Below are 25,759 nucleotides of genomic sequence, written 5' to 3'. Positions count from 1 at the left end.
TCCTAGTAGTCTTAATGACATTGTACCAAGAGACGCATAATTTTAAAATATTCAGTGCTATATTTCAATAAATATCGTGCCAATTAACTATTTGTTATATTTTTCATCTCTTAAACGTTGAGGGTAATCTTTCAACCAAAAGACCGCATTCGGTACTGATTTAGGATCCGGTTTATAGATAGCATATTTCCCTGAACCCAAACGTTTCTTCTGTTGTTCATAATCTTTTAAAGCATGCATGGCTGGTTTATGCAAAATCCATATGGCGATGATATTTAACCACGCCATCATACCTACCCCTAAATCACCCATCAACCATGCAATTTCCGCTGTTTTTACTGCACCATATATTGTAGCAGCAATCAACACAATTCGAGTTACATTAATCCAAAAAGTAGTGGTTTTATTTTTTCGTTTTCTTGTTAAATAGGTAATATTGGTTTCAGCAATATAGTAATACGCTAATATCGTCGTAAATGCGAAGAAGAATAATGCAATAGCTATAAAATATGATCCAATGCCTGAAAATGCTGGATCAAAATGGTAACTTCCACCTTGAAATGCTTTATCTATACCTGCTTGTGCATACATCGCTGTCCCTGAGTAATCTTTATCACCATTGGACATTTCTACAAATATACCATTATCTTTAATCATGCTAGGCTTACCGCCTGAACCTGTTCCCCCGTCAGTAACATTATATGTTCCTGATAATAAAATAATCAGTGCTGTCGCTGTACAAATAAATAATGTATCTACATAAACTGAAAATGATTGTACCAAACCTTGCTTTGCAGGATGAGATACCTCTGCAGCAGATGCTGCATGTGGTCCAGTTCCTTGTCCAGCTTCATTAGAATAAAGCCCTCTTTTAACCCCGATTTCTATCATGGCACCTAATATACCACCAAACGCTGCTTGCATTCCAAATGCTGATTTAAAAATCAAAGCGAATAGTGCTGGTACCTGTTCAATATTCAAGAAAATAATCACAACCGCCATTAATATATAAATAATTGCCATAAATGGCACAATTGCTGTTGCAGCAGTAGCAATCCATTTGACGCCACCGAAGATAATTAAAGCTAATAATACAGCTAAACATAGTGCAATAATCCATGGTTCAATACTAAATGCATTTTTCATTGAGCTTGATATGGCATTAGATTGAACACCTGGCAATAACAAACCGACTGAAATAACTGTGACAACGGCGAATATTAAACCATAAATCTTACCCATTTTCCCCTTTATACCATATTCAATGTAAAATGCTGGTCCACCTCGGTACTGCCCTTTTTCTTCTCTTTTATATATTTGTCCTAATGTAGATTCTATAAATGCACTACTTGCGCCTAAAAATGCTGTTGCCCACATCCAAAATACCGCGCCGGGTCCTCCTATAAATATCGCAGTTGATACACCGACAATATTCCCTGTTCCTACACGACCAGCAAGTGATAAGGCAATAGCCTGAAAACTCGATATACCTGTAGGTGATTTCTCTCCTTGAAACATGAGTCGAATCATCTCTTTAAAATGTCTAACTTGGAACAAACGCATCATCAATGAAAAAATAATCCCCGTAATTAATAAGCCATAGACCAAAGGCTTGCTCCAAACAATATCATAAAACCAAGTAAGTAAACTTTCTAACATAATGTATCCCCCTTGTTGTACCATTATGTAAAATGATATATTTTTACTCATTATACACACTTATAATATTCCGCGCAACGCATTTAATATTTTATATTTTTAAACTTTTATATATTATACGTCTAAATTGATAATCTATATTTACTTTTATAGACAAATAGTTTTATGATATTCAGTTTGTTTTTTCTAAAAATTATAAATTTCTGACGTTACATGCAGCCCTTCACACGTTATATGTAACTTTAAATTTACCTTTTGTTCTACCTATATATGATATATACTGAAAAGTAATTCAATAAATGACAATTTTTAGGAGGAAATATTCGATGTTAAACAAAGTTTGGTTTAGAACAGGTGTTGCCTTACTCATCCTGTTTTTACTAATCAAATTAATAATGGAGGTCCATAGTGTATTCACACCGTTCATCATTATTCTACAATCTGTGTTAATACCTTTATTACTCAGCGGCTTCTTATTCTATATTTGTTTACCTTTTCAAAAGATACTTGAAAAAAATAAAGTACCACGTTGGGGTAGTATTACAATTATCTTTATTGGGTTAATTATAATTATAGGTATTATTGTTGGCTTTGTAGGTCCACTGATTGCAGAGCAAATCGAGAATTTAGTTAATCAAATTCCTACACTACAACATGAAGTACAACATATTATCAATTACTCATTAGATCAAATGGAAAGATTACCACCTGATGTAACGAACCGCATTAACAAAATGGTACAGTCAATGAGTGATAATACTGCTGATATATTATCGAATTCATTTAGTTACATTACTTCAATTATCTCTACTTTGTTCTTACTTATAATGGTGCCGTTCTTCTTAATTTACATGTTGAAAGATCATGAACGCTTTATTCCTTTTATTGCAAAATTATTTAAAGGGGATAGAAAGGTATTTGTAGTAGAATTATTAGAGGACTTGGATCACACTGTTAAATCATATATTCAAGGACAAGTAACTGTAAGTATCATACTCGGAGTTATCTTATATATTGGTTATTCCATCATTGGATTAAACTATACATTATTGCTTGTAATGTTTGCCTGTGTAGCTAACATGATCCCATTCTTAGGGCCTTGGATGGCTTTCGCACCTGCTGCCATCATAGCAATCATACAAAGTCCAACAATATTCATTTGGGTATGTATCATTACTTTAATTGCACAGCAACTTGAAGGTAATGTCATTACACCAAATGTTATGGGTAAATCATTAAATATTCACCCACTTACAATTATTGTAGTGATATTAGCAGCTGGTAATATTGGCGGCTTTGGGCTAATTCTTATAGCTGTACCACTTTATGCAGTAATCAAGACGATTATTGGTAATGTATTCAGCTACAGAGAGCAAATTATGGAAAAAGCCAATAGCGATGTTAAAGAATAATACAATGCTTTGTGTATAAAGCATAAAGTGCATAAAAAAACAGGTCACATCATTGTTCAATGATGTGACCTGTTTTATATTAAAGAAAATCAATTCAATTTAAAAATACCTTCGAACCATTTATCTCGTCGTTCATCCTCATTCATGAATCAATTATAGACTAAACAACATAAACGGATTATTTAACGATATGGTAACCACTATCCACATGGATATTTTCACCAGTTACACCACTTGAAAAATCACTTAATAGATAAGCTGCAGTTTTGCCCACTTCTTCTTGATCTACATTACGTTTTAATGGTGAACGTTCTTCGATTTCTTTTAAGATTGTATTAAAACCGCCTACACCTTTAGCACTCAATGTACGAATAGGTCCAGCAGAAATTGCATTCACACGAATATTATCTTCACCTAAGTCAAGCGCCAAGTAGCGTACGTTTGCTTCTAGACTTGCTTTTGCCACGCCCATCACATTATAGTTTTGAACAGCAAATTCCCCGCCTAAATATGTTGTAGCAACAATGCTGCCACCATTAGGCATAAGTTTTTTAGCCTCACGAGCTACAATAGTTAATGAATATGAACTAATGTCTTGAGCTAATAAGAAACCGTCTCTTGATGTATCAATAAATCGGCCACGTAAATCTTCCATATTTGCAAAAGCGATTGAGTGATAAACACCATCGATTGTACCAACTTCATCACCAATTTTAGCAAATCCATCAATAACGTCTTCGTCTTTCTGTACATCCACTTGGAATACATGGTGGTCTTTCTGATTTAATTGCGCTAGTAATTTTTCTAATTCATTTTTACTACGTTCTTTTCGATATGTAAAGACTAATTTAGCACCTAGTTCGTCTAATACTTTAGCTACTCCAAAACCAATACTACGTTTATTAGCAATACCCATAATGACAAATGTTTTATTTTCTAAATTCAACATGAAATAATAACTCCTTTAATTAATTTTCATTTTCAACTGGGCGAGTTATTCTGATGTGCTGTTGCTTCATTTTGCTCAATCCCAATTCCAATATTCTTTATTTTAACATTGGTTTGATTGTTTAAACAATTTATTTTGCTATCATTATCATATTTAAATACTTTTTTTATCGTTATACTTTCATAAACAAAACAATACAACGATATAGTCACAGAAGATAAATCTTACTCTAACCTATCGTTGTATTGTTTATTTAATAATAAAGTTCCAATTCTCGTTTCAATTCATCAACATACTCTTTAGATCCAGTAACAATTAAACGATCTCTGTATCGTAACTGCGTGTCACCATGTGGCACAATTGACTCATTATTTCTAATGATTCGTACAAAGATGATATCTCCATCAAATGGGAAATTACGTAGTTGAATTTGATCATATTGATGATTTAACATCGCAATTTCATATAATGACGTTTCTACATTACTTAGTAAATTAAGCATGTTTGGTGTCTCTATTAAACCTTTCAATAAGATCTTATTACTCATATAACTACTGAAAATTTCAATGCCTTGTCTTTGTAAATCTTCATCTTCAGAACTAGATTCAAGTCTACATATTACACGTTTAACGCCATGGTTTTTAGCCATCACAGCGACTTTTCTATTAATATCATCATCGTTGGTAGAACAAACTACGATATTTCTAGAAAACAACCCTAAACGCTCTAATAACTCTTCTTCATAATCTGCAATTTCAATCATAGAGATTGCGTCAGACAACTTACGTTTATCGCTTAAATCATTTCTATAATATAAGGAAACTTGATAAAGTTGCGAAGATAAATTTTGAGCAATAGGTATCGTTAATTGGTTCTTACCGATTAGACTCACTTCAATTTGTCTTGTAACTTCATCCGGCATTGGGAACATTTTTTTAAATATAATAGGAACAAAGACACAAGTTATAACTGCACTTAAAATTAAAATACCAGATATTTCTGGTGAAATCGTACCTAGTTCTTCTGCAATTTTTGCTGATGCTATCACTAAGGACAGGGTTGACGTCAGTAAAAATGCGGATGAAATTGTTGTTTGCTTATCAAACCATCTACTTATATAAAATACTGGAATGAGTTTAGAAACTAAAAAGGCTAGTATTAAAAAAGGAATGATTAACAACAATGAAGGCTCTTTAATCAAACTAGGAATATTTAAATCTACGCCCACCATTATAAAGAATATTGGAATAAAAAAACCGTATCCAAATGAATCTAATTTCTCAACCATATCTTCATCTGGACTAAGTAAAGATACTACTACTCCAGCTAAAAAGGCACCTAGTATATTTTCCGCACCGACGCCTTCTGCTAAAGCAACTAATAATAAAATCAATGCAAATACCGCTCTGATGCCTATTTGAGTCGTACCATCCATTAATTTTTGTAAAAATTGGGCTTTTTTGAAAATACCACCCAAAAAGTAAAAAACAAGCGTAAATACGACTAATATGCCAATGAGCCACAGTGATGTGTTTCCTGAGGCATGTAATGCGCCATAGGCTGTTAATAATATCATCGTTACTAAATCAGCCAACACTGCAACAAGCAAGATAAATTGGCCTATTGTAGTACGCATGATGTTCATTTCTTTTAATGTTGGGACAACAACACCTAATGAAATCGTAGAAATAATAATCACCATAAGTAATACATCATCTACCAAACCAAACCATTTAAACATATATGCGAAAATAATTGAAATAATCATAATAAACATAAATACAACAATGGCTAATTGCAAATGACCTGGTTCTTTCTTTTGGTCTTCTTGATCTTGAGGCGTTTTATTTTTCTTAAATGCTTTAAAATCAATCTCTAAACCACTTAAGAACATTAAAAAGATAAATCCTAAAGTTGATAAAATATTTAGCATAGAGTCTCGCTCTACTAAATTTAAAAATGAATGACCAATCACAATACCCATCAATATTTCAGCTACAACAACAGGTAAAAATGTGATTCTAAGCCGATTAACTAGTATTGGTGTTAAAAATGCCGCTAATACGACAACAACGAGTGATACAAATTCCATATAACCCCCCTTATGTTAAGTAAGACATAAATGATGTTGCTAATCCAAAATAAATTAACATACTTACAATATCATTAATTGTTGTAATAAATGGTCCGCTAGCAACTGCAGGATCGATTTTCAGTTTATTCATCACTAATGGAATCATGGAACCGACTAACGTCCCAACTGTCATTGCAATAGTCAAACTTGCGCCTACAATAACTGCTAATATAGGTTGACCGTATAGTACAATAATTATAATAAATAGTAAAATAGAACAAACTAACCCACTAAAAAATCCGCTTCCTGTTTCTCTTAAGGCCACTTTAAATTTACTTTGTTCATCTATCTCACCGGTGGATATATTTCTTACTGATACGGCAAGTGATTGAGTGCCTGAATTACCAGACATTCCACTAATAATTGGAATAAATGCCGCCAACAGAGCTACTTTAGATAATGTATCCTCAAAAGAACCTAATATTGTCGCGGTAATCATACCTAAAAATGTTAAGATGATTAACCACGGTAAACGTTTTGTTGCTGTTTTTAATATTGAATCATTCGTAGCATCAACATCTGACACACCTGCTAAGCGTGAGTAATCTTCACTTGCTTCTTCATCCATGACGTCTAATATATCATCGATTGTTATAATACCAAGTAAGTGATCTTGATAATCTACAACTGGCATAGCAATAAAGTCATAATCTCTCATTTTTTGTGCAACATCTTCTTGGTCATCTGCTGCATTCGCACTGATGACACGTTCACTCATAATATCTTCAATATAAGCATCATTTTCTGCCACAATTAAATCTCTTAATGAAAGTACACCAGCCAATTGCTTATGATCATTGACTGTAAATATGACATATATCGTTTCAGCATTTGGCGCCTGCTCTTTAACGTGCATGAGCGCTTCTTTCACAGGCATCGTTGCTTTTAATGAAATATATTCCGTCGTCATAATACCGCCGGCGGTATCTTCTTCATAATGTAATAATGCTTTAATTTCCTTAGCATCTTCTTTGTTCATTAATGTAAGTAAGCTAACAATTTTTTGTTTAGAAAGTTGATTCATGATATCTACTGCATTATCGTAAGACATCTCTTCTAATACTTTACTTGCATATGTAGCATCCATGGTATCAAAAAGCGCCTCATAATCTTCTTCGTCAATTTCTAATTGTTCAAAGAAATCAGCGACTTCTTCTGGTGATAACACTTCATATATCCTTTGACGCACTTCCTCATTACTATCTTCAAAGTATTCACTTTGTTCATATGTGTGCATTGATAAAAATTCGTCTCTAAATTCATCAATATTACTTTGGAATAGTAAACGATCTAGTAACGCTTGATCATATACTTGTTCATCCTCTAAACCGATTGAATCTTTTTCATTGGCCACTTTTCCCACCTCCATGAATGATTAAATTATATCATATTAAATATAGATTCTATCGCGTCATATTTATCATGAATTTCAATTGTTTTATGTGTTATAGGATGCACAAAAGAAACTTGGATGCAACGCAATAATTGATGTTTATAAATAGGATGTGCACCACCATATAAATCATCCCCGACTAAAGGATGGCCAATATGCTGAAAATGTACTCTGATTTGATGCGTTCTACCAGTCAGTAATTGTACTTTACACAAACTATAGTTTGGCGATCGTTGAAGACATTTGTATTGGGTTTGCGCTTGTCTACCGTTATTATCTACACGTCTTTGGATAATACTTGTTGGCTCTCTTCCAATCGGAGCATCAATCATTGCCTCGTCTTCTACAGCACCATAACAAATACAGTAATAATATTTCTCTAGCGTCGTCTGAGACATCAAATAATGTATAAATCCATGTTTAGCAAATATCACAATACCTGATGTATTACGATCTAAACGTGTAATAACATGTGGTGTTATTGAAAGACCCATATCATTAAAATAACCTAACACTTGTTCAACTAAACTACCATGTTTATGGTCTTTAGATGGCGCACAATTTTGAAATGCGCTTTTCGATACAACAAGTAAATATTCATCTTCATATAATATATTTAATGGTTGTATAAATGGAATTAAATTTAAACTCGGAACCTCTTGACTAAGGTGTACCTCTAACACATCATCCACTACAAGCTGTCGTCTTACAGTAACGGCTTGTCCATTAACTAATAAAGCGCCATTATGTTTAATGGCGCTTATAGTCTTCTTTGAATAATCATTTTTTTGTAAAAATGTTCTTAGCATTTCAGGAGAAGTAATATGGTACTTAAATTTCATTATTCATCGTCTCCACTAGAAATAAATGAATCATGTACCCTTTTCCAAAAAGGAAACGGTCTGAATCTTGCAAATCTCACTCTTTCATTAGCAACTCTAAATTGTATTGCATTTACATTTTTATGCTTAATACTTACATGGTCAATCGTGGTTAAAATCGTATCGTGATTGACTGGTGTAATCAAACACGTATGATGTTTCGGTAATACAAGTGGTGAACCCACTGTTCTAAAGACTCTATTATTAATAGATGCAATCTCTGCAATTTGCATAGCTTCTAAAGAAGGATGTATTAATGCACCGCCTAACGCTTTATTATACGCCGTAGATCCAGATGGTGTAGATACACACAAACCATCGCCTCTAAAACGCTCAAATTGATTACCTCGAATATTGACATCAACCACTAACGTAGATCCATTTTCAGTTTTCATAGTAGCCTCATTCAAAGCTAAATAACGCGTTTCATAACCATTATCATTATAACGAATAATGATTTCGAGCAATGGATATTCAATAACTTGGAACTCCGAATTGTTAATTTCTATAATTAACTTTTCAACTTCATGTGGTAACCAGTCTGCATAAAAACCTAGATGACCCGTATGTACCCCCACAAATGCACAACGCGATAACATATGACTATATTGATGGAAAGCTTGTAATAATGTGCCATCACCACCTACTGAAATGACTATTTCTGGATTATCTGCATCCTCAATCATTTGAAAATCTTTCATGTGGTTGATCATTTTATGCTTTAACGCATTTGACTTTGAATCGCCTTTTGATAATATCGTATATCGCAAGATTACACCTCCCTAGTCACTGTCATGCTTCTTCGCACGCTTTTTAGAATAATATTTTTGTGCTTCTTGAATTTCTTCTTTTATTTCAGACATTTCTTCATCCAGCAAAAATGCTGCTTCAGCTGCTCTTTCTAGACGGTGTTGAATTTCTGGTGGATAATCGCCATCATATTTATAACGCAAGGTATGTTCTATAGTTGCCCAAAAATTCATTGCTAGCGTTCTAATTTGAATTTCCGCTAATATTTTCTTTTCCCCATCGAGCGTCTCTATTGGATATTCAATAATAACGTGAAATGAACGATAACCACTCTGCTTCGTATTACTAATATAATCTCGTTCTTCTACTACTTTAAAATCCTGACGTTGTCTGAGAAGGTTAACCACAATATCAATATCATCTACAAACTGACACATTAAACGCAATCCGGCAATATCATACATTTCTTCATGGAGTCTATCAAAAGAAATTTCGCGTTTATTTGCCTTATCAATAATACTAGTCATAGGTTTAACCCTACCAGTAACAAATTCTATTGGAGATGCATTATCGTCTACCTCATATTGTTTTCTAAGTCCCTTTAACTTAACTTTCAGCTCATCCACAGCTTGTTTATAGGGAGATAAAAACTGATCCCATTGATTCATTGTGCCTCACTCCGCTTCACTCTAATTCGAAAGTATCTTCTACAACGGAAACGAACTCTTTACCATAGTTTAAATTACCCTGAATATTATCCAGTATGTAATTAAATTCACTTTCGAATTGTTCTAGTTCTAAATTATCATTAATTATAATTTTTTTCCCTTTGTTTTCATGTAGCATAGACCATGTTTCTTGAACAAATATTAAATATGAATATGATTGTCCATTATCTAAGATATATGCAAAACTATAATTATCACTATCAACAAGCATTTGTCCTGCTTCTTGTAAACCTTCTGTTGATTCTTCTGTATAACATTTAATACTATCATCTGTTATTTTAATTTCATTTACATATATACGCATGCTTGTTCCTCCTTATTCCTCATTATTTTAACATAATTTCAGTGTACATAACACGTTACAAGACTAATGAAATGTCATCAATACTCTAATTTTCAATTAATTTTCACAATAAAAGCAATTCAATTTGAATTATGTAGAAAGTGCTTTAAAATTAACTATTATATATTTTTAAGGGAGTGTTTGTTTTGGCAACTAACAACGAAATAGAGTTCAAACAATTATTATCAGAAGTACAATACCAAGCAATTTATACTGCATATTTCCAAGGCAACCATCCTTTCACCCAAACCAACTACTATATAGATACATCTCAGTTTGATTTACGTAATCATAAGTCAGCTTTGAGAATTCGTGTAAAAGATGAAAGTTATGAAATGACCTTAAAAGTACCATCAAAAATCGGTCTAATGGAATACAATTTCGAAACTCATATCATACCAGAGTTAGACAAAACGATTTCAGAACAAGATTTACCCACAGACATCGCCGCAGAACTTTCTAAAATGGATATCGATATGGATAATCTCGTTATTTTAGGTGCTTTAACAACTGATCGATTAGAAAAAGAAGTTCAAGGTAATTTACTTGTCTTAGACAAAAGTAAGTACTTAGATTATCAAGATTATGAACTAGAATATGAAGTTACTGATTATAATGAAGGGCTGATCAACTTTAAATCTATCTTAAAAAAATTTGATATTACTCATGTAACTCCTGACAACAAAGTACAAAGATTTTTCAAACGTAAATCAAATTTAAATAAAAACTAATTGCGCGCAAGTGCGAGAAGTCGAATTACTTCCATATGTAAATATTCATGTTATATTAGTAATACATTAACAAGAATATGGTGATATTATGACGCAAACACCTTACGAAATCATTGGACAAGATGCCTTAAATGAAATGATAGATCATTTTTACAAATTAGTTAAAAACGATGATAGAATTAATCATTTGTTTCCTGGAGATTTTCAAGAAACAAGCAGAAAACAAAAGCAATTTTTGACTCAATTTTTAGGTGGTCCAAATCTTTATTCTGAAGAGCATGGCCATCCAATGTTAAAAAAACGTCACTTAAGTTTTATAATTACAAGTTTTGAACGCGATGCATGGCTAGAAAATATGTATATTGCAATTCAACATGCAAATTTTCCTTTAGGTGTCGGTGATTATTTATACGAAAGATTACGTTTAACAGCGAATCACATGGTTAATTCCGAAAATTAATTGTAGGTGAAATAAACATGACTGAAGAACTAAAATTAATAAATACTAATAGTCGTGAAGATGCAAATCTTTCACCTGTGAGTAAGATTGAAATTTATTCATTTTTCGATCCTTTTAGTAAAGAATGCTTTAAATTATCAGCAATTCTTTCTAAATTACGTATTGAATATAAACAATATATCAGTATAAGGCATATACTCAACCCATCATTACGAGTCTTGACGAAATGCCAAGCTCAAAGTACATCTGATTTAGATAATATTGCTTTATCCTATAAGGCAGCAGAACTTCAAGGCCGTTTACGTGCAGAGCGCTTTATCCACCTTGTGCAAAATGAAATTATACCTAAACGGGACATTATTACTGAATCTATGGTTAATAATTGTATCAGTAATGCGGGTCTAGATTATGAAGTGTTTAAAGAAGACTTGCACAATAATTGCTTGAAAGATAGTTTACAAGTTGATTTGCACATTGCGCGAGAGATGGATATCGAAGAAGCACCCACACTTGTATTCTTTAATGAAGATGTTCATGAAGAAGGATTAAAAGTTGAAGGCTTATACCCATACCATATCTATACGTATATCATAAATGAACTTATAGGCACGTCTATTGAAAAAGAATTACCGCCTAGTTTAGAGAGCTATATTCAACAACAACAGCTTGTTACTAAGGAAGAGTTGCTAACTATTTATGAATGGCCTGAAAAAGTTATGAATAAAGAACTTAAAAAATTAGCATTACAACAAAAAATTGAAAAGCTTCAATCTCCGGACGGTAAATTTTGGAAATCTAAAATTTGAACAGTTGGAGATTTACTATTGTAGCTATTTCACTAAATAAAAGCTGTTAAGAAATCATTTAGACTAATGATTTCTTAACAGCTTTTTACTTTTCATTATGAATCAATGACTCATATACTTAAAATCATTTTTCACTATATGATAGTTGATTTTAATACTTTTATCACTGCTTATTTTGCAAATACAGCAAAACGTTTTTGAATATGTGTTCCATTAATAGCTTCATCTACCATAGCCTTTGCAAAGTCTGCATAGCTCACACTAGTTCCAATAACTTCATCATCGCTCACTTTATAATCACCGGTTTTTTCACCTTCAAATTGGAAGTCTGGAGCTGGACTTACAAATGTCCATTTGACATCATCACGCTGTTTTATTTCTTCAAGTGTTTTCGTTTGAGCTTGTGCCGTAGGTTTAAATTGTTCAGGGAAATCTGGTGCATCCACTAATTTTATTGTGTGTGCATCATCTACAAATAAACTGCCAGCACCACCAATAATTAGTAATCGTTGGTTCGTTCCGCTGACTAAGTCACTTAAGTGTTTCAATGTCTTACTATGCTCATCTAGTTTATTTACGTCGGCTTGCCCATACGCATCCACGATCACATCGAAAGGTGCTAAATCTTCTTTAGTTAAATCAAATATATCCTTTTGAACTACTTGTGAAGCAACAGTTTTATTTTTACCTCTCACAATTGCTGTTACATCTAGGTTTCTTTCTACTGCTTCCTTAGTGATTAAGCTTCCTGCTTTGCCATTGGCTGCTACAACTGCAATTTTCATAGTAAATAACCTCTTTCTTGTATTTATTTTAGATACAAGTTAAGTCTACAACTTTCCCTATCTAAAGTCAACTGAATAGATATTCATTTTTGATGATTGGTGTAATATAACTAAAAAAGGCATAAAAAAAACGCCGTGTCTGATTACACGGCGCTAAACAAAGGGGATGGGAGAAATTTTTTCACTTCAAACAAAGGGGTATGTTTGTTATGTGATTAATTTCATGTTTATAATATAACACGCTCATATGCCCCTTTCAACCTTTAAGTTCAAATAAATATGCTTTGTCACAAACTTGTCATATTGTAAACGAATACATCAATGCTAAGCTTTCATAAGCTTTTCAAAAGCGTCTAATTTTTGCTCAAATACCTGACAAGCTTGCTCAATTGGTTCAGGTGTCGTCATATCTACGCCCGCATTTTTAAGTATTTCTATAGGATAATTAGAGCTACCTTTTTTCAAGAATTCATTAATATATCTTTCCACAGCAGGTTGGCCTTCTGTTAAGATTTGTTGACTTAAACTTTGTGCAGCACTATATCCAGTTGCATATTGATACACATAATAATTCATATAGAAATGAGGGATTCTTGACCACTCTTTACTAATATCTTCATCTGTTTCTACTGAATCACCAAAATATTTTCTATTTAATTCAGCATATTCTTCATTCATGCGGTTCGCAGTAAGTGGCTCCCCTGCTTCCTCAATTTGATGAATCTTGTGTTCAAATTCTGCAAACATTGTTTGTCTAAATAATGTTGCACGGAAACGTTCTAGCTCTTGGTTAAGTAATAATAATCTACGATCATCGTCCAAGTGTTTATCCATGTAATCACTTAGTAACGCTTCATTGCACGTAGAAGCTACTTCTGCTACAAAGATTGTATAGTCGCTTGAGTTTGGTGGCTGATTTTGACGACTAAAATAGCTATGCGCTGAATGACCAAATTCATGTACTAATGTATATAAATCTGATACTGTATTCGACCAGTTCAATAATATAAATGGATTTGTTAAATGTGCGCCTGAAGAATATCCTCCTGAGCGTTTACCTTTATTTTCATAAACATCAACCCAGCGATTATTCAGTCCTTCATCAACAACCTTCATGTATTCTTCTCCCATTGGCTGTAGTGCTTTGACCATCCAATCTTTAGCTTCTTCATATGGCATTTCAAATTTCACATCTTTAACTAAAGGTGTATACAAGTCATACATCTTCATGTCCTCTAAGCCTAATAATTCTTTACGCAATTCAGTATAACGATGTAATAAAGGTAAATAGTCATGAACTGTTTTCACTAAATTATCATATACTGCTTCTGGAATATGATTTCTACTTAACGCAGCTTCTCTCGCAGTATTATAATTATGTGATTTGGCATTAAATACATTCTTTTTAACTTCTCCTGCTAAAGTAGCACTTAATGTATTATTGTACGCACCATAAGCTTTATATAAATTTTCAAAAGCTGATTTTCTTAAAATACGATCGTCAGATTCTAAACATTTAATAAATGTCCCTTGTGTCAGCGTATGATGGTTTCCATCTTTATCTATCGCATCTTCGAATTCTAAGTCAGCATTACTAAACATGCCATATACATTATCTGCTGTTGATAGTGCATCTTGTGCTTCTGTTAATAATTTTTCTTTATCCGCACTTAGTACATGTGGACGCTTCTCATTAATTAATTTTAAATCGAATGCATAACGTTTCAAATCATCGTTAGTTTCAATAAATTGTTGGATTGTACTTTCTTCAATTTGTAAAATTTCTGGTACTAAAAAGCTCCAACCTGAACTAAATTTAATAATAAGCTGATGTGCACGTGATTCATAGCCCGTATATTTATCATTAGCTGTATCTTGATCTTGTTTTAAGTGTGCATACACATAGACTTTTTCTAATTTTGAACCTAATTCATCTTCTAAAGCTAATGCATTATATAATGTTTGTGCATCATCACCTAAATGACCTTGAAACTGTTGCTCTTGTCCTAATTCATTTTCTACTTCTTTAAAAGCAGCTTCAAAAGCTTCATCACTTTCAAATATAGTAGTTAAATCCCATGTATATTCTGGATATTTACGTTCTTGTTCTTCTCTTGTTAATTGTTGACTCATAATAATTAGTAAACCTCCTAATAAATTCCTTAAGATAATTTTCTCACGTCACAGTAAATTTTGCACGCTATTCACTTCAGTAGCAACATACAATTGTTGAAATTGTCTTACAACTTTTCGAACGATTTTTTCTTTATCTATATTGTCCATATAAAATGGATTAAACTCTATTAAACCTAAAAAGAGCCGCGCTTTATAGTCCTTGTTGTGTAACATGAAAAGCAATTGTAATTGCCAATAGATAGGATGAGATTTAATATATAATTGTTCGGGGAAAATCAGTCCCAAATGATTACATACCCATGTTTCCGTTATACGTAAATTATACATAACGCTTAAGGATGGTTCCAATACAGTGCGTTTAAGTCGGCACTGTTTAATATAACGGCTGACGGCTGTTGGTTTAAGTTTGAATAATAGATTATTGTCTTCATCTGCTGGTTTAAGTATTAAAGCCCCTATCGAGACTTTGTTTCTTTTAGCAAAATAGAGTTGACCGCCTAAAAATTGTAATGCGCTATATTGATACAGTTGCTGTGTTTCCTCGTCCCAAGCAAATAATCTACGCTCATCATTATTAATAAATGTTCGCTCATAATTACTTAGTTTTAGTATTTGCAATATTTCATTGTAATTAGGGTTTTTGATAATCCAAATCACACTATAACCTAAAGCTAATAATGATTTAGTTCTTTTTTGAATTTGAAAAATCGGTATTTGAGAAAATTGAATTTCTATTACATTCGTATGATTAATAATTAAATCTGGATATTGATAACTTTGAGGTACATAAGGTTCAAGTGCAACATCAATAGCATGATACTCGAACCATTGCGCAAGTAAATATTTAAGTTGATAATGTTCAAAGGTTTCTCCTTTATGACAATAATAATCACTTTTATTTTTATGTGCAAAATGTGCTCTCTTAATACCACCATTTTTGAAGATAACACTTCTATTACAATGAGGGCACATATAATTCAGCCCTTTTACTGCTTGATTAGCTAGAACAATTGAGTTGGTTTCGCTTTTAGCACGTAACATTGATACATCACCCCATACTATTACACGTTTAAGCCCATATGATTACTTTTCTATATTCATATCTTTCAGCTTAAATTCTGTTTTGACTCATAATTTCATTATATTTCTAAAATCTTTGCTAATTGATTGTATACAAAAAAGACCAATTAGATTTTGAAATCTAATTGGTCTCTATAAAAATATTGCTTTATAACCCGAATGCTTTATCATCACTTATATTTATCTTCAATCATTTACTCAATTTAATTATTCTGTGGTACTTGGAAAATAACGACGTACTTGTGATGCTACATTATGGCTCATAATAATTTTAGCATAGTCGTTTAAATATACTTCTGATTTGTCAGTAGGATATGCGAACTCAAGTAATTGACTATAGCTATCATTAATTGCTTCTTGATCTACGGATTCATCAAAGTGAATAGCATAATAATAAATATTATTAAGACTATATAATAAATCTTCAAATTCATCAGTTTTTTGATTGTTGTGATGTGCATAATCAATAACTTCTTCTAAATCATTGAATTTAACAATAACTGTGCGCGTATTTTGTTGCTTACGTTCGTTATGCTCTTGTTGTTGTGCATTCTCTTTTTGCTGTTGGCGTTGTTCAAATAAATCTTCTAAACTATCTTCTTGATCAAAAGTTTGTGACAACAAATCATTGACTTGATAATCAAGTTGTTCATTATCGTCATCTGACATATTAATAAGATCTTCGTTTTTAGATTTAGATATCGTTACTTCCACGCCTTTTTCAAACGCATGCACTTGAATCCAAAGTGGTCCTTCAACAACAAAATCTTCTTCTTCGTTGATTTCTTCCATCATATTCCAAAAGAATTCTTCCCCACGTTTACGATTTGTCCACAAATCTTCACGTTTAAATCCTCTAGCCTCAATATCACTATATGTTATAAATAATTTAACAGTAGTATCGTCAACACGCTCTATTCTCATATCATCTCACTCCTTACAGTCGATGAATAGTAATCATTATTGTATTAGAATATAGTAAAAATTACAATTCATTTGTTTGATTAAATTTTACCATTTCCTATTCGGTCTCTTATATTAACATATCCCCTTGCATAAACCAAAAAAACAGCACTTTATATTTGAGTGCTGTTGCGATTTTGTCATTCTTGTTCACATCAATCCAGCTCCTTTAATGTATACTTGAATAATTAAAGCCCTCGTTTTTGAAATATACGGAGGATGCTGCATCTTTGTTTAAAAATAACAAAACCACAAAGCAACATGAATAAATGTCACTTTATGGCTAGTATTTATTATTTATTTTAATCAACCATACGTTGCGCTTCTTGTAATTGGAATGTACGCACTTTTCTTGGTAAGAAACGTCTAATTTCATCTTCATTGTAGCCTACTTGCAAACGCTTGTCGTCTAAAATAATTGGACGACGTAACAAACCAGGATTATCTTGAATAATTGAATATAAATCTTGAAGTGGTAATGCATCGATGTCTACATTTAACTTTTGATAAGTTTTAGAACGTGTAGAGATGATCTCATCTGTTCCGTCTTCAGTCATTTTTAAAATTTGTTTGATTTCGTCAATTGTTAAGTGTTCTGAAAAAATGTTACGCTCCGTATACGGAATGTCATGTTCTTGTAACCATGCTTTCGCTTTACGGCAAGATGTGCAACTTGGTGAAGTAAATAGTGTTACCATACATCTCACTCTCCTATTTTTCATGAATATAATTCATTAGATTTCATTATTTATATGATTAAGAAATATTATAGTAATATTCCGCTTCCTAACCTTACAATCATAGTATACCCTTTCAACATTAAAATTAAATGAGAATTTCTTAATTTTTTTCAAAATGTTTAAAATAATAACTTTTCTCAATAATTATTGACTGAACTCTTAGGTATGCCTATTAGTTTAACATAACTTACAAATGAATGAAATACTGTTATAATGTAGGTAATATGTAAAAATTTAAATTTTAGAAAGTAGGCATCCCAAAAATGGAAACATTATTTTCAGGTATCCAGCCTAGTGGTATACCCACACTCGGTAATTATATCGGTGCATTAAAACAATTTGGAGAAGTCCAAGATGATTACAATTGTTTCTTCTGCATCGTGGACCAACATGCAATTACGGTTCCACAAGATCGTTTGAAATTAAGAAAACAAACGAGACAACTCGCAGCTATTTATTTAGCTTCTGGTATTGATCCAGAAAAATCAACACTCTTTATCCAATCAGAAGTACCAGCACATATTCAAGCAAGTTGGATGCTGACAACCATATCTTCTATTGGTGAATTAGAGCGCATGACACAATTTAAAGATAAATCTTTAAAACAAACTGAAGGTGTGCCTGCCGGTCTCTTAACTTATCCACCATTAATGGCTGCCGATATTGTAATCTACAATACTAATATCGTACCTGTAGGCGATGATCAAAAACAACATATGGAATTAACACGAAACTTAGTAGATCGATTTAATAGTCGCTACAATGACATTTTGGTTAAACCTGAAATTCGCATGCCAAAAGTAGGTGGGCGTGTCATGAGTTTACAAGATCCAACTAAAAAGATGAGTAAAAGTGATGATAATCAAAAAAACTTCATCTCTTTATTAGACGATCCAAATACTGCTGCTAAAAAAATTAAAAGTGCAGTTACAGATTCAGATGGCATAATTAAATTTGATAGAGAACACAAACCAGGTATTTCTAACTTATTATCTATTTATTCAAGTCTTACTGATGAATCATTAGCTGCACTTGAACTCAAATACCAGGATTCAAATTATGGTGTCTTTAAAACAGATTTAGCTGACATAGTAAAAACATTCTTAACTGAATTCCAAGAAAAATACAATCACTACTATAATTCAGAGGAATTGGATACCATTTTAGATGAAGGTAGAGATAAAGCTCAAAAAGTTTCATTCAAAACCTTGAAAAAAATGGAAAAAGCGATGGGCCTAGGTCGTAAAAGATAAAATCCCTAACACAGTCTAATATGATTAGGCTGTGTTTTTTTATATATCGAGATAACAAAAAGACCACCTCAACTAAAAATGAGATGGTCTTTTTCTTATGGCATAATATTGATCGGTATATTGGTATATTATTTTTTATTGTTACCTGTGTCTCTATCAATATCTTTGTCGATGCGTACCTCTTTCAACGAAGTATCGCCACCGATTTGATGATAATATAAACCTTTAACTTGAGGATTAGTTAAATGAGCTTCCCCTTTTTGATAAATTGGTGCAACCGGTGCTTCTTGTAACATAATTTCTTCGGCTTTTTTCATTGCCGCTTGACGTTCATCTGGCTTTTGTAATAATTTGCCATTCGCGTCTTTGATGAGTTTATCGTATTCTTTGTTACCCCATCCTGTGTTATTAGACGCATTACCTGTCGTCATAATACTTAAGAACGTTAATGGATCTGGATAATCTGGACCCCAACCAGAAAGCGAAGCCTCAAACGTTTCTGAGTGTTCTTGGTTTACCCTTTGTTTAAATGGTAGTTGCTTAATCTTCATCGTAACACCAGGTAAATTTTTCTCAACTTGGGCCTTGATGTACTCTGCCGAAATTTTTGCATCAGCTGTATCTTCAGTGTTCATCGTGAATGTTAGATTTTTAATACCTAATTCTTTTTTCGCTTTGTCATAATGCTTTTTCGCTGCATTAGGGTTATATGATAGTGGTGATTGAATCGATTCTGTAAAATCCTTACCGTCAGGCGATTTTGCAGTGTACTTAGATGTGAAACCATCTGTCGCTGTTGAACCATTGTTTTTAACGGCATTCACATATCCTTCTTTATCAATGGCTTGAGAAATCGCAAGTCGCAAGTCTTTATTTTTAAATTCAGGAACATTGTCTCTATTTAATTTGATATAATAAGTACTTGCTAACAGTCGTTTTTTCAGGCCAGGATTGCCTTCATACTTGTCCACTTGATCAGCAGTAATAAGCGTATCATCAACTGACCCTGTATCATACAATGAAGCACCCGCTTGTTGATCTTTCAACACTTTATAATTCACTCGATCTAAATGTACCTTTTTCTTATCCCAGTAGTCTTTGTTTTTCACAAGTTGAATTTTATCTTCAACTTTCCAGTCCTCTACTTTGAATGGTCCGTTATAGATTGACTTTTCAGCTGTTGTCCCATATTGTTCTCCATATTTGTTCACTACTTTTTCATTTTGTGGCATAAATGTCGCAAACGCTAACAATTCACTAATATAAGGAATTGGTTTATTTAATTCTACTTTTAATGTATGGTCATTCACAGCTTTAACGCCTAATTCATCTATATCTTTTTTACCTGTATTAATCGCTTCAGCATTTTTCAAATCATACATTATATATGCATACTCTGATGCTGTTTTAGGATTGACGACGCGTTTCCAAGCATATTCAAAGTTTTGTGCTGTTACTGGATCACCGTTCGACCATTTGGCATCTTTACGTAGCTTGATTGTTAACGTCTTACCACCATTACTCTTTTTAGGCATGTCTTTCGCTACACCTGGTTGCGCTTTATCATTTTTATCTAATGTATATAATCCTTCATATATTTGGTTAAATACGTCAAATGATACTGTGTCTGTTACAAGTGCTGTATCTAATGATGATATATCCTGTGATAATACCTTTCTAAATACTTGCCCTTTATCTGAATATACGCCTTCAGCACTACTACAACCTGCTAATACAACAGATAACGCTATAAGTATGGTAAATATTTTAAATTTTTTCATCAAAATCCCCCTTTCCCCTGTTATACAGATGCTTTTTGTATTTGTGATTTTAACGTCTCAGCTTCTTCATCTGTTGTAAATACATAATGACTTGGACGTACTTCATGCAATACTCTTTGGTCATTTTTAGATGTATCTTCTTTAAAAACCGTTCTTTTACGTATTCTTTCACTTTCTGGATCTGGCTGTGGTACAGCAGAAAGAAGTGATTGTGTATATGGATGTAATGGGTGATTATAAATTTCATCCGCACTGCCTAATTCGACGATTTTACCAAAGTGCATGACTGCAATTCTGTCAGAAATGTATTTCACCATAGAAAGGTCATGGGCGATAAATAGGAATGTAATTCCTCGTTCTCTTTGTAGTTTCAACAACAAGTTGACAACTTGCGCTTGAATTGAAACATCTAGTGCTGAAATAGGTTCATCCGCAATAATAAACTCAGGTTCCACTGCTAAAGCTCTAGCAATACCGATACGTTGTCTTTGTCCACCTGAAAACTCATGTGGATAGCGGTTTGCGTGCTCTTTACTCAATCCTACTGTTTCTAATAAATCATATACACGTTTTTTACGATCTTTCACACCAGCAGCAAGTTTATGAATATCAATGCCTTCTGCCACAATATCCATAACTTTCAACCTTGGGTTTAAAGAGGCGTATGGATCTTGAAAAATCATTTGTATTTTTTTATTAAATTTTAATGAGTCTTTACGATTTTTAATCTTTTGTATATCTACACCTTCATACAAGATTTCACCATCTGTAATATCATTTAATTTAATAATTGCTTTACCAGTTGTAGATTTACCACATCCTGATTCCCCTACTAATCCAAATGTTTCTCCTTTAAATACATCAAAAGAGATGTTTTCAATTGCTCTTACTTCATTATGTTTACCTTTATTAAAATATTGTTTTAAATTTTTCACTTGTAGTAACACTTCTTTATTATTGTCCATCAAACGACACCCTTTCTACTTGTTGAGGTTTATCGTAATTTTTTGGCATGTTACGTAAACGTTTTTGTACCATTTCTGGTGGATCAACATGAGGTGCGCGTTCATCTAACAACCATGATTTTACAAAATGTGTTGGCGATACTTGATACCAAGGTGGCGGCGACTTAAAGTCAATATCTAATGCGTATTGACTTCGTTCTGCAAATGCATCTCCTTTGGGTGGATGTAATAAATCTGGTGGCGTGCCCGGTATAGCTAATAGTTCAGTTTCCGATCCTGTTGTTAAATCGGGCATAGATGATAACAGTCCCCATGTATAAGGATGCTTTGGATCATAAAATATCTCATCTACCTCTCCCGTTTCTATCATTTGACCACCGTACATTACTGCAACACGATCTGCAATGTTAGCAACAACCCCTAGATCATGTGTAATAAAGATAATAGACGTGCTTATCTTATCTTGTAATTCTTTCATCAATTCTAATATTTGGGCTTGCATCGTTACATCAAGTGCTGTGGTTGGCTCGTCAGCGATTAATACTTTGGGCTCGCACGCTAATGCAGTTGCAATAACAATTCTCTGTCTTTGTCCACCTGAAAATTGATGGGGATAAGCATTAAACCGTTTCTCTGCATTTGGTAAACCAACCATATTCAAAATCTCTAACGCCCTTTTTTTCGCATCAACCTTGTTATAGTTTTTATGTTTCATCAAAGGTTCCATAACTTGTTTACCAATTTTCATCGTTGGATTCAACGAAGTCATAGGATCTTGGAAGATCATTGAAATGTCTTTGCCTCGTAACTTAATCAATTCTTGTTCTGATTTTTTTGATAAATCATCACCTAAAAAATTGATTTCTCCTTTTTTAATTCGACCTGATTCACGTTGAAATAACTTCGTGATCGCTTTAGTAGTCACGGATTTCCCAGATCCTGACTCACCAACAATCGCCAATGTTTCTCCTTTATCTAAAAAGAAATCGACACCTCTGACTGCTTGCACTTCCCCTGCATCGATATCAAAGGAAACATGCAAGTTGTTAACTTCTAATATTCGTTCTGACATAACTGTTGCCTCCTTTATTATCTACGCATTTTAGGGTCAAATGCATCTCGTAATCCATCACTGAACAAGTAGAAAAATAAGATTAATAAACTTAATATAATTGCTGGTATAAACAACTCATGTGGATGTATCAATAACATCGCTCTACCATCATTAACAAGTGAACCCAATGATGTTTTAGGCGCAGGTACACCAATACCGATAAAGCTTAAGAATGCTTCGAAGAATATTGCATTGGGTACCGTGAACATAGATGTTACTACTACTGCCCCTAATGTATTAGGTAAAATATGTTTGAAAATTAGTTTTAATTTTGAAGCACCTAATGTTTTAGATGCCAACACAAATTCTTGTGATTTTAATTTTAAAAATTCTCCACGCACAACACGACTCATACCTATCCATCCTGTAATAGCCATCGCTAATATAATTGTCCAAATAGATGGTTCAAATATCAGCACGAATAATATAACAACGATAAGCGTTGGAATAGATGCTACGACTTCAATGATACGTTGCATGACATTATCTATCCGTCCCCCAAAGAACCCGGATATGGCACCATAGACAACGCCAATAAATATATCTAATAAAGCGGCTACAACACCAATAAACAAAGAAACTTGAGCACCTTGCCATGTTCTTGACCATAAATCTCTTCCTAATTGGTCAGTCCCAAACCAGAAATGCTCTTTAACACCAGCTTCTTTATAAGCATCAACACCTTTTGCGCCTTCACCGTCAAAGGGTAAGAATGGTATTTGATCTAGTACTGGAATTTTTGCTGGCAAGTTACGTCTGTCAACATCTTGATCAGCATAATTATGTGCACTTACCAAAGGCCCTATCAATGCAAGTAATACAATAATGATAAGTCCAATCATCCCAACTACCGCTAACTTGTTACGCTTCAATTGCGCCCATGCATCTTGCCAAAAGTTTTTACTTTCTCTTTGCATTTCTGGTTCTTTTGAAATGTCATTGTTACTTCTAATAAAATCAGTTGCCGGAATAGCTTCAGAGGTATGTGACATAACTGCATTTGAATGGTCATCTGTTAATTTTTCATCTCTTTTATCAGCCATCATTTTTTACCTCCTTGTACACGAATACGTGGATCAATAACACCGTAAAGAATATCTACAATGAAGATAGAAACAATAAATAGTGTACTGAATAAAATTGTTGTTGCCATAATCACAGGAAAATCATTTGTAGTAATAGATCTAACAAATTGGTCCCCTAAACCAGGCACACCGAAAATATTTTCAATTGTCAAAGTCCCAGTTAAAATACTAGCTAACATCGGTACAATAATCGTAATTACTGGAATCAATGCATTTCTCAATGCATGTCCAAATAACACTCTCATCGTAGAATTACCTTTTGCACGCGCTAATAAAATATAATCTGAACTTAATACCTCTATCATTTCTGCTCTTATGTATCTAGTCACAGTTGCTAGCACTGCTGCTGAGAGTGCTAATGAAGGTAAGACTGCTGTTGATATACCTTCCCATCCGGCGACAGGAAACCAATGTAATCTTACAGAAAACACATATTGTAAAAGTACTGCTAATACAAATGATGGGACAGACACTGCTATAACTGAAATTACTGTGGCTGTGTAATCAACCCAACTGTTTTGCCGTACCGCTGCTATAATCCCCAAAATTAATCCTAATATAACCCCAATCACCATTGCTATAAGTCCCATTTCAAGTGATGGTAATAATCGTGGCTGTATTAATTCCCACACGGGTTGATTATCGTACTGGAATGAATTACCAAAGTCCCCTGTCGCTACATTTTTCAAATAGCTTGCATATTGCACTGGTACAGGATCATTCAACCCATATTTTTCATTTAAAATTTGCTTTTGATCTTCACTTAACTTTTCATCATTAAATGGCGACCCTGGCATTAATTTCATTAAGAAAAATGTAATCGTTACGATAATGAATAATGATAAAATCATATATCCTAAACGTTTCAAAACATATTTAAGCATAAATTATCCCCCTTTATTTTCAAAATAAACATTCCCTTTCAAAATATTCAGAAATATTTAATAACAATTATATATTCAGTTCATCTATTAAGCAATATTGTTTTGCTTTACATTAATAAAGAATATTTTAACAAAATAATTTATTAACTAACAAAAACATTGATATAAAAGAATTTATAGATATTATTATTCTTTTTTAAGTTATATTAAGTTACAATAAATTTATTGAAACTAGGAGGCATAAAAATGAGAAGCAAACACAATATACTCATATGGGGACTTTTCACACCTCTATTATCTTTAGCTTTGTGGCTCTTTAGCGTCCATACTTTAGTGCATTTTATGAATTTACTGTTTTACATATCTACCATCTTAACGATTATATTTTTCATTATTCTCATTGTTCAAGAAGGTGTATTAGATCCTACAAGTTATGGTTTTAGAAGATTAAAATATCAACTCTCTAGCCAAAAACATAGAGATGCTTTAGAAAAAGACACATTTTTCAAACCAGGACAAGTAAAAAAAGATCAATATTTTATTACACCATGGGTAATCACTGGATTTGTTTGTAATATTATATATTTATTATGTTCTATTTTGATTTCATTTATGCTCTAAACGTTACTTAAAACAAAAAAGACTGTAAGAAATATTGTCATCCATTTAACAATATTTCTTACAGTCTTTTATTTTGTATCTAAATGCGGATTATAAAACAAAGCAT

The 25,759-nt window shown here is 32.9% G+C and carries 24 protein-coding genes; 6 read left to right on the top strand and 18 right to left on the bottom strand.

What is annotated here, in order from left to right:
- Window positions 1-87 precede the first annotated feature (87 nt).
- Window positions 88-1,659 carry an alanine/glycine:cation symporter family protein gene (locus BK821_RS07055; protein ID WP_063410197.1) on the bottom strand — a complete coding sequence of 524 codons (1,572 nt, stop codon included), beginning with the start codon at window positions 1,657-1,659 and terminating at the stop codon, window positions 88-90.
- A 326-nt stretch (window positions 1,660-1,985) separates the two neighbouring features.
- Between BK821_RS07055 and cozEa the strand changes: the two genes are divergently transcribed.
- On the top strand, window positions 1,986-3,071 hold the full coding sequence (gene cozEa, locus BK821_RS07050) for a lipoteichoic acid biosynthesis protein CozEa (protein ID WP_046837376.1): 1,086 nt from the start codon (window positions 1,986-1,988) through the stop codon (window positions 3,069-3,071).
- Between the two features lie 178 nt (window positions 3,072-3,249).
- Here the strand turns inward: cozEa and fabI are convergent, their stop codons facing one another.
- The 7 genes from fabI to BK821_RS07015 form a co-directional block, all read right to left on the bottom strand.
- Entirely contained in the window at window positions 3,250-4,020 is a 771-nt protein-coding gene (fabI, locus tag BK821_RS07045) for an enoyl-ACP reductase FabI (RefSeq protein WP_046837375.1), read from the bottom strand.
- Between the two features lie 253 nt (window positions 4,021-4,273).
- On the bottom strand, window positions 4,274-6,112 hold the full coding sequence (locus BK821_RS07040; RefSeq protein WP_046837374.1) for a monovalent cation:proton antiporter family protein: 1,839 nt from the start codon (window positions 6,110-6,112) through the stop codon (window positions 4,274-4,276).
- Window positions 6,113-6,122: 10 nt separating this feature from the next.
- The gene (gene mgtE, locus BK821_RS07035) at window positions 6,123-7,523 is read right to left on the bottom strand and encodes a magnesium transporter (protein WP_101117013.1); all 1,401 of its coding nucleotides are present in this window, start codon (window positions 7,521-7,523) and stop codon (window positions 6,123-6,125) included.
- 11 nt (window positions 7,524-7,534) lie between these two features.
- A complete protein-coding gene (locus BK821_RS07030; protein WP_046837372.1) occupies window positions 7,535-8,389 on the bottom strand; it encodes an RluA family pseudouridine synthase in 855 nt (284 codons plus the stop codon).
- Window positions 8,389-9,198 carry an NAD kinase gene (locus BK821_RS07025; RefSeq protein WP_046837371.1) on the bottom strand — a complete coding sequence of 270 codons (810 nt, stop codon included), beginning with the start codon at window positions 9,196-9,198 and terminating at the stop codon, window positions 8,389-8,391. The genes BK821_RS07030 and BK821_RS07025 overlap by 1 nt, the downstream gene beginning before the upstream one ends.
- Window positions 9,199-9,210: 12 nt before the next feature.
- Window positions 9,211-9,846 carry a GTP diphosphokinase gene (yjbM, locus tag BK821_RS07020; RefSeq protein WP_046837370.1) on the bottom strand — a complete coding sequence of 212 codons (636 nt, stop codon included), beginning with the start codon at window positions 9,844-9,846 and terminating at the stop codon, window positions 9,211-9,213.
- Between the two features lie 16 nt (window positions 9,847-9,862).
- Window positions 9,863-10,210 (bottom strand): UPF0738 family protein, encoded by a 348-nt coding sequence (locus tag BK821_RS07015; RefSeq protein ID WP_046837369.1) that lies wholly within the window; start codon window positions 10,208-10,210, stop codon window positions 9,863-9,865.
- Window positions 10,211-10,395: 185 nt separating this feature from the next.
- On the opposite strand from BK821_RS07015, the gene BK821_RS07010 reads away from it, so the two are divergent.
- From BK821_RS07010 to yjbH, 3 genes are all read left to right on the top strand, one after another.
- Window positions 10,396-10,980, top strand: a complete 585-nt coding sequence (locus BK821_RS07010) for a CYTH domain-containing protein (protein ID WP_046837368.1) — start codon at window positions 10,396-10,398, stop codon at window positions 10,978-10,980.
- Window positions 10,981-11,068: 88 nt separating this feature from the next.
- Complete coding sequence (locus BK821_RS07005; RefSeq protein ID WP_046837367.1) at window positions 11,069-11,440, top strand: truncated hemoglobin YjbI; 372 nt, start codon at window positions 11,069-11,071, stop codon at window positions 11,438-11,440.
- 17 nt (window positions 11,441-11,457) lie between these two features.
- A complete protein-coding gene (yjbH, locus tag BK821_RS07000; protein WP_046837366.1) occupies window positions 11,458-12,246 on the top strand; it encodes a protease adaptor protein YjbH in 789 nt (262 codons plus the stop codon).
- A gap of 170 nt (window positions 12,247-12,416) precedes the next feature.
- Here the strand turns inward: yjbH and BK821_RS06995 are convergent, their stop codons facing one another.
- The 5 genes from BK821_RS06995 to spxA form a co-directional block, all read right to left on the bottom strand.
- Window positions 12,417-13,031 carry an NAD(P)-dependent oxidoreductase gene (locus tag BK821_RS06995; RefSeq protein WP_046837365.1) on the bottom strand — a complete coding sequence of 205 codons (615 nt, stop codon included), beginning with the start codon at window positions 13,029-13,031 and terminating at the stop codon, window positions 12,417-12,419.
- A gap of 324 nt (window positions 13,032-13,355) precedes the next feature.
- Window positions 13,356-15,164, bottom strand: coding sequence for an oligoendopeptidase F (gene pepF / locus BK821_RS06990; protein WP_046837364.1), 1,809 nt, complete (start codon window positions 15,162-15,164; stop codon window positions 13,356-13,358).
- 48 nt (window positions 15,165-15,212) lie between these two features.
- A complete protein-coding gene (locus tag BK821_RS06985; protein ID WP_071331469.1) occupies window positions 15,213-16,208 on the bottom strand; it encodes a competence protein CoiA in 996 nt (331 codons plus the stop codon).
- Window positions 16,209-16,454: 246 nt separating this feature from the next.
- Window positions 16,455-17,171 (bottom strand): adaptor protein MecA, encoded by a 717-nt coding sequence (mecA, locus tag BK821_RS06980; protein ID WP_046837362.1) that lies wholly within the window; start codon window positions 17,169-17,171, stop codon window positions 16,455-16,457.
- A 341-nt stretch (window positions 17,172-17,512) separates the two neighbouring features.
- Window positions 17,513-17,908, bottom strand: coding sequence for a transcriptional regulator SpxA (spxA, locus tag BK821_RS06975; protein WP_040030144.1), 396 nt, complete (start codon window positions 17,906-17,908; stop codon window positions 17,513-17,515).
- A 305-nt stretch (window positions 17,909-18,213) separates the two neighbouring features.
- On the opposite strand from spxA, the gene trpS reads away from it, so the two are divergent.
- On the top strand, window positions 18,214-19,203 hold the full coding sequence (gene trpS / locus BK821_RS06970; RefSeq protein ID WP_046837361.1) for a tryptophan--tRNA ligase: 990 nt from the start codon (window positions 18,214-18,216) through the stop codon (window positions 19,201-19,203).
- Between the two features lie 128 nt (window positions 19,204-19,331).
- Here trpS and BK821_RS06965 read toward each other — a convergent pair whose 3' ends face one another.
- Genes BK821_RS06965 through opp3b form a run of 5 tightly spaced genes read right to left on the bottom strand, consistent with a single transcriptional unit; the run spans window position 19,332 to window position 25,032 of the window.
- Window positions 19,332-20,984, bottom strand: a complete 1,653-nt coding sequence (locus BK821_RS06965) for a peptide ABC transporter substrate-binding protein (protein WP_071331468.1) — start codon at window positions 20,982-20,984, stop codon at window positions 19,332-19,334.
- Between the two features lie 20 nt (window positions 20,985-21,004).
- Complete coding sequence (locus BK821_RS06960) at window positions 21,005-21,949, bottom strand: ABC transporter ATP-binding protein (RefSeq protein ID WP_046837359.1); 945 nt, start codon at window positions 21,947-21,949, stop codon at window positions 21,005-21,007.
- A complete protein-coding gene (locus tag BK821_RS06955) occupies window positions 21,939-23,021 on the bottom strand; it encodes an ABC transporter ATP-binding protein (protein WP_046837358.1) in 1,083 nt (360 codons plus the stop codon). The genes BK821_RS06960 and BK821_RS06955 overlap by 11 nt, the downstream gene beginning before the upstream one ends.
- Before the next feature lie 17 nt (window positions 23,022-23,038).
- Window positions 23,039-24,106 (bottom strand): oligopeptide ABC transporter permease, encoded by a 1,068-nt coding sequence (opp3C, locus tag BK821_RS06950; protein WP_046837380.1) that lies wholly within the window; start codon window positions 24,104-24,106, stop codon window positions 23,039-23,041.
- Window positions 24,106-25,032, bottom strand: coding sequence for an oligopeptide ABC transporter permease (opp3b, locus tag BK821_RS06945; protein WP_046837357.1), 927 nt, complete (start codon window positions 25,030-25,032; stop codon window positions 24,106-24,108). Before opp3b ends, opp3C begins: the two co-directional genes overlap by 1 nt.
- A gap of 246 nt (window positions 25,033-25,278) precedes the next feature.
- Between opp3b and BK821_RS06940 the strand changes: the two genes are divergently transcribed.
- Entirely contained in the window at window positions 25,279-25,653 is a 375-nt protein-coding gene (locus BK821_RS06940) for a DUF3899 domain-containing protein (RefSeq protein WP_046837356.1), read from the top strand.
- Window positions 25,654-25,759: the final 106 nt, after the last annotated feature.

It is taken from the genome of Staphylococcus sp. LCT-H4, from assembly GCF_001866145.1.
Taxonomy (GTDB): Bacteria; Bacillota; Bacilli; order Staphylococcales; family Staphylococcaceae; genus Staphylococcus; species Staphylococcus succinus.
This window is presented reverse-complemented; position numbering and strand designations above follow the sequence as displayed.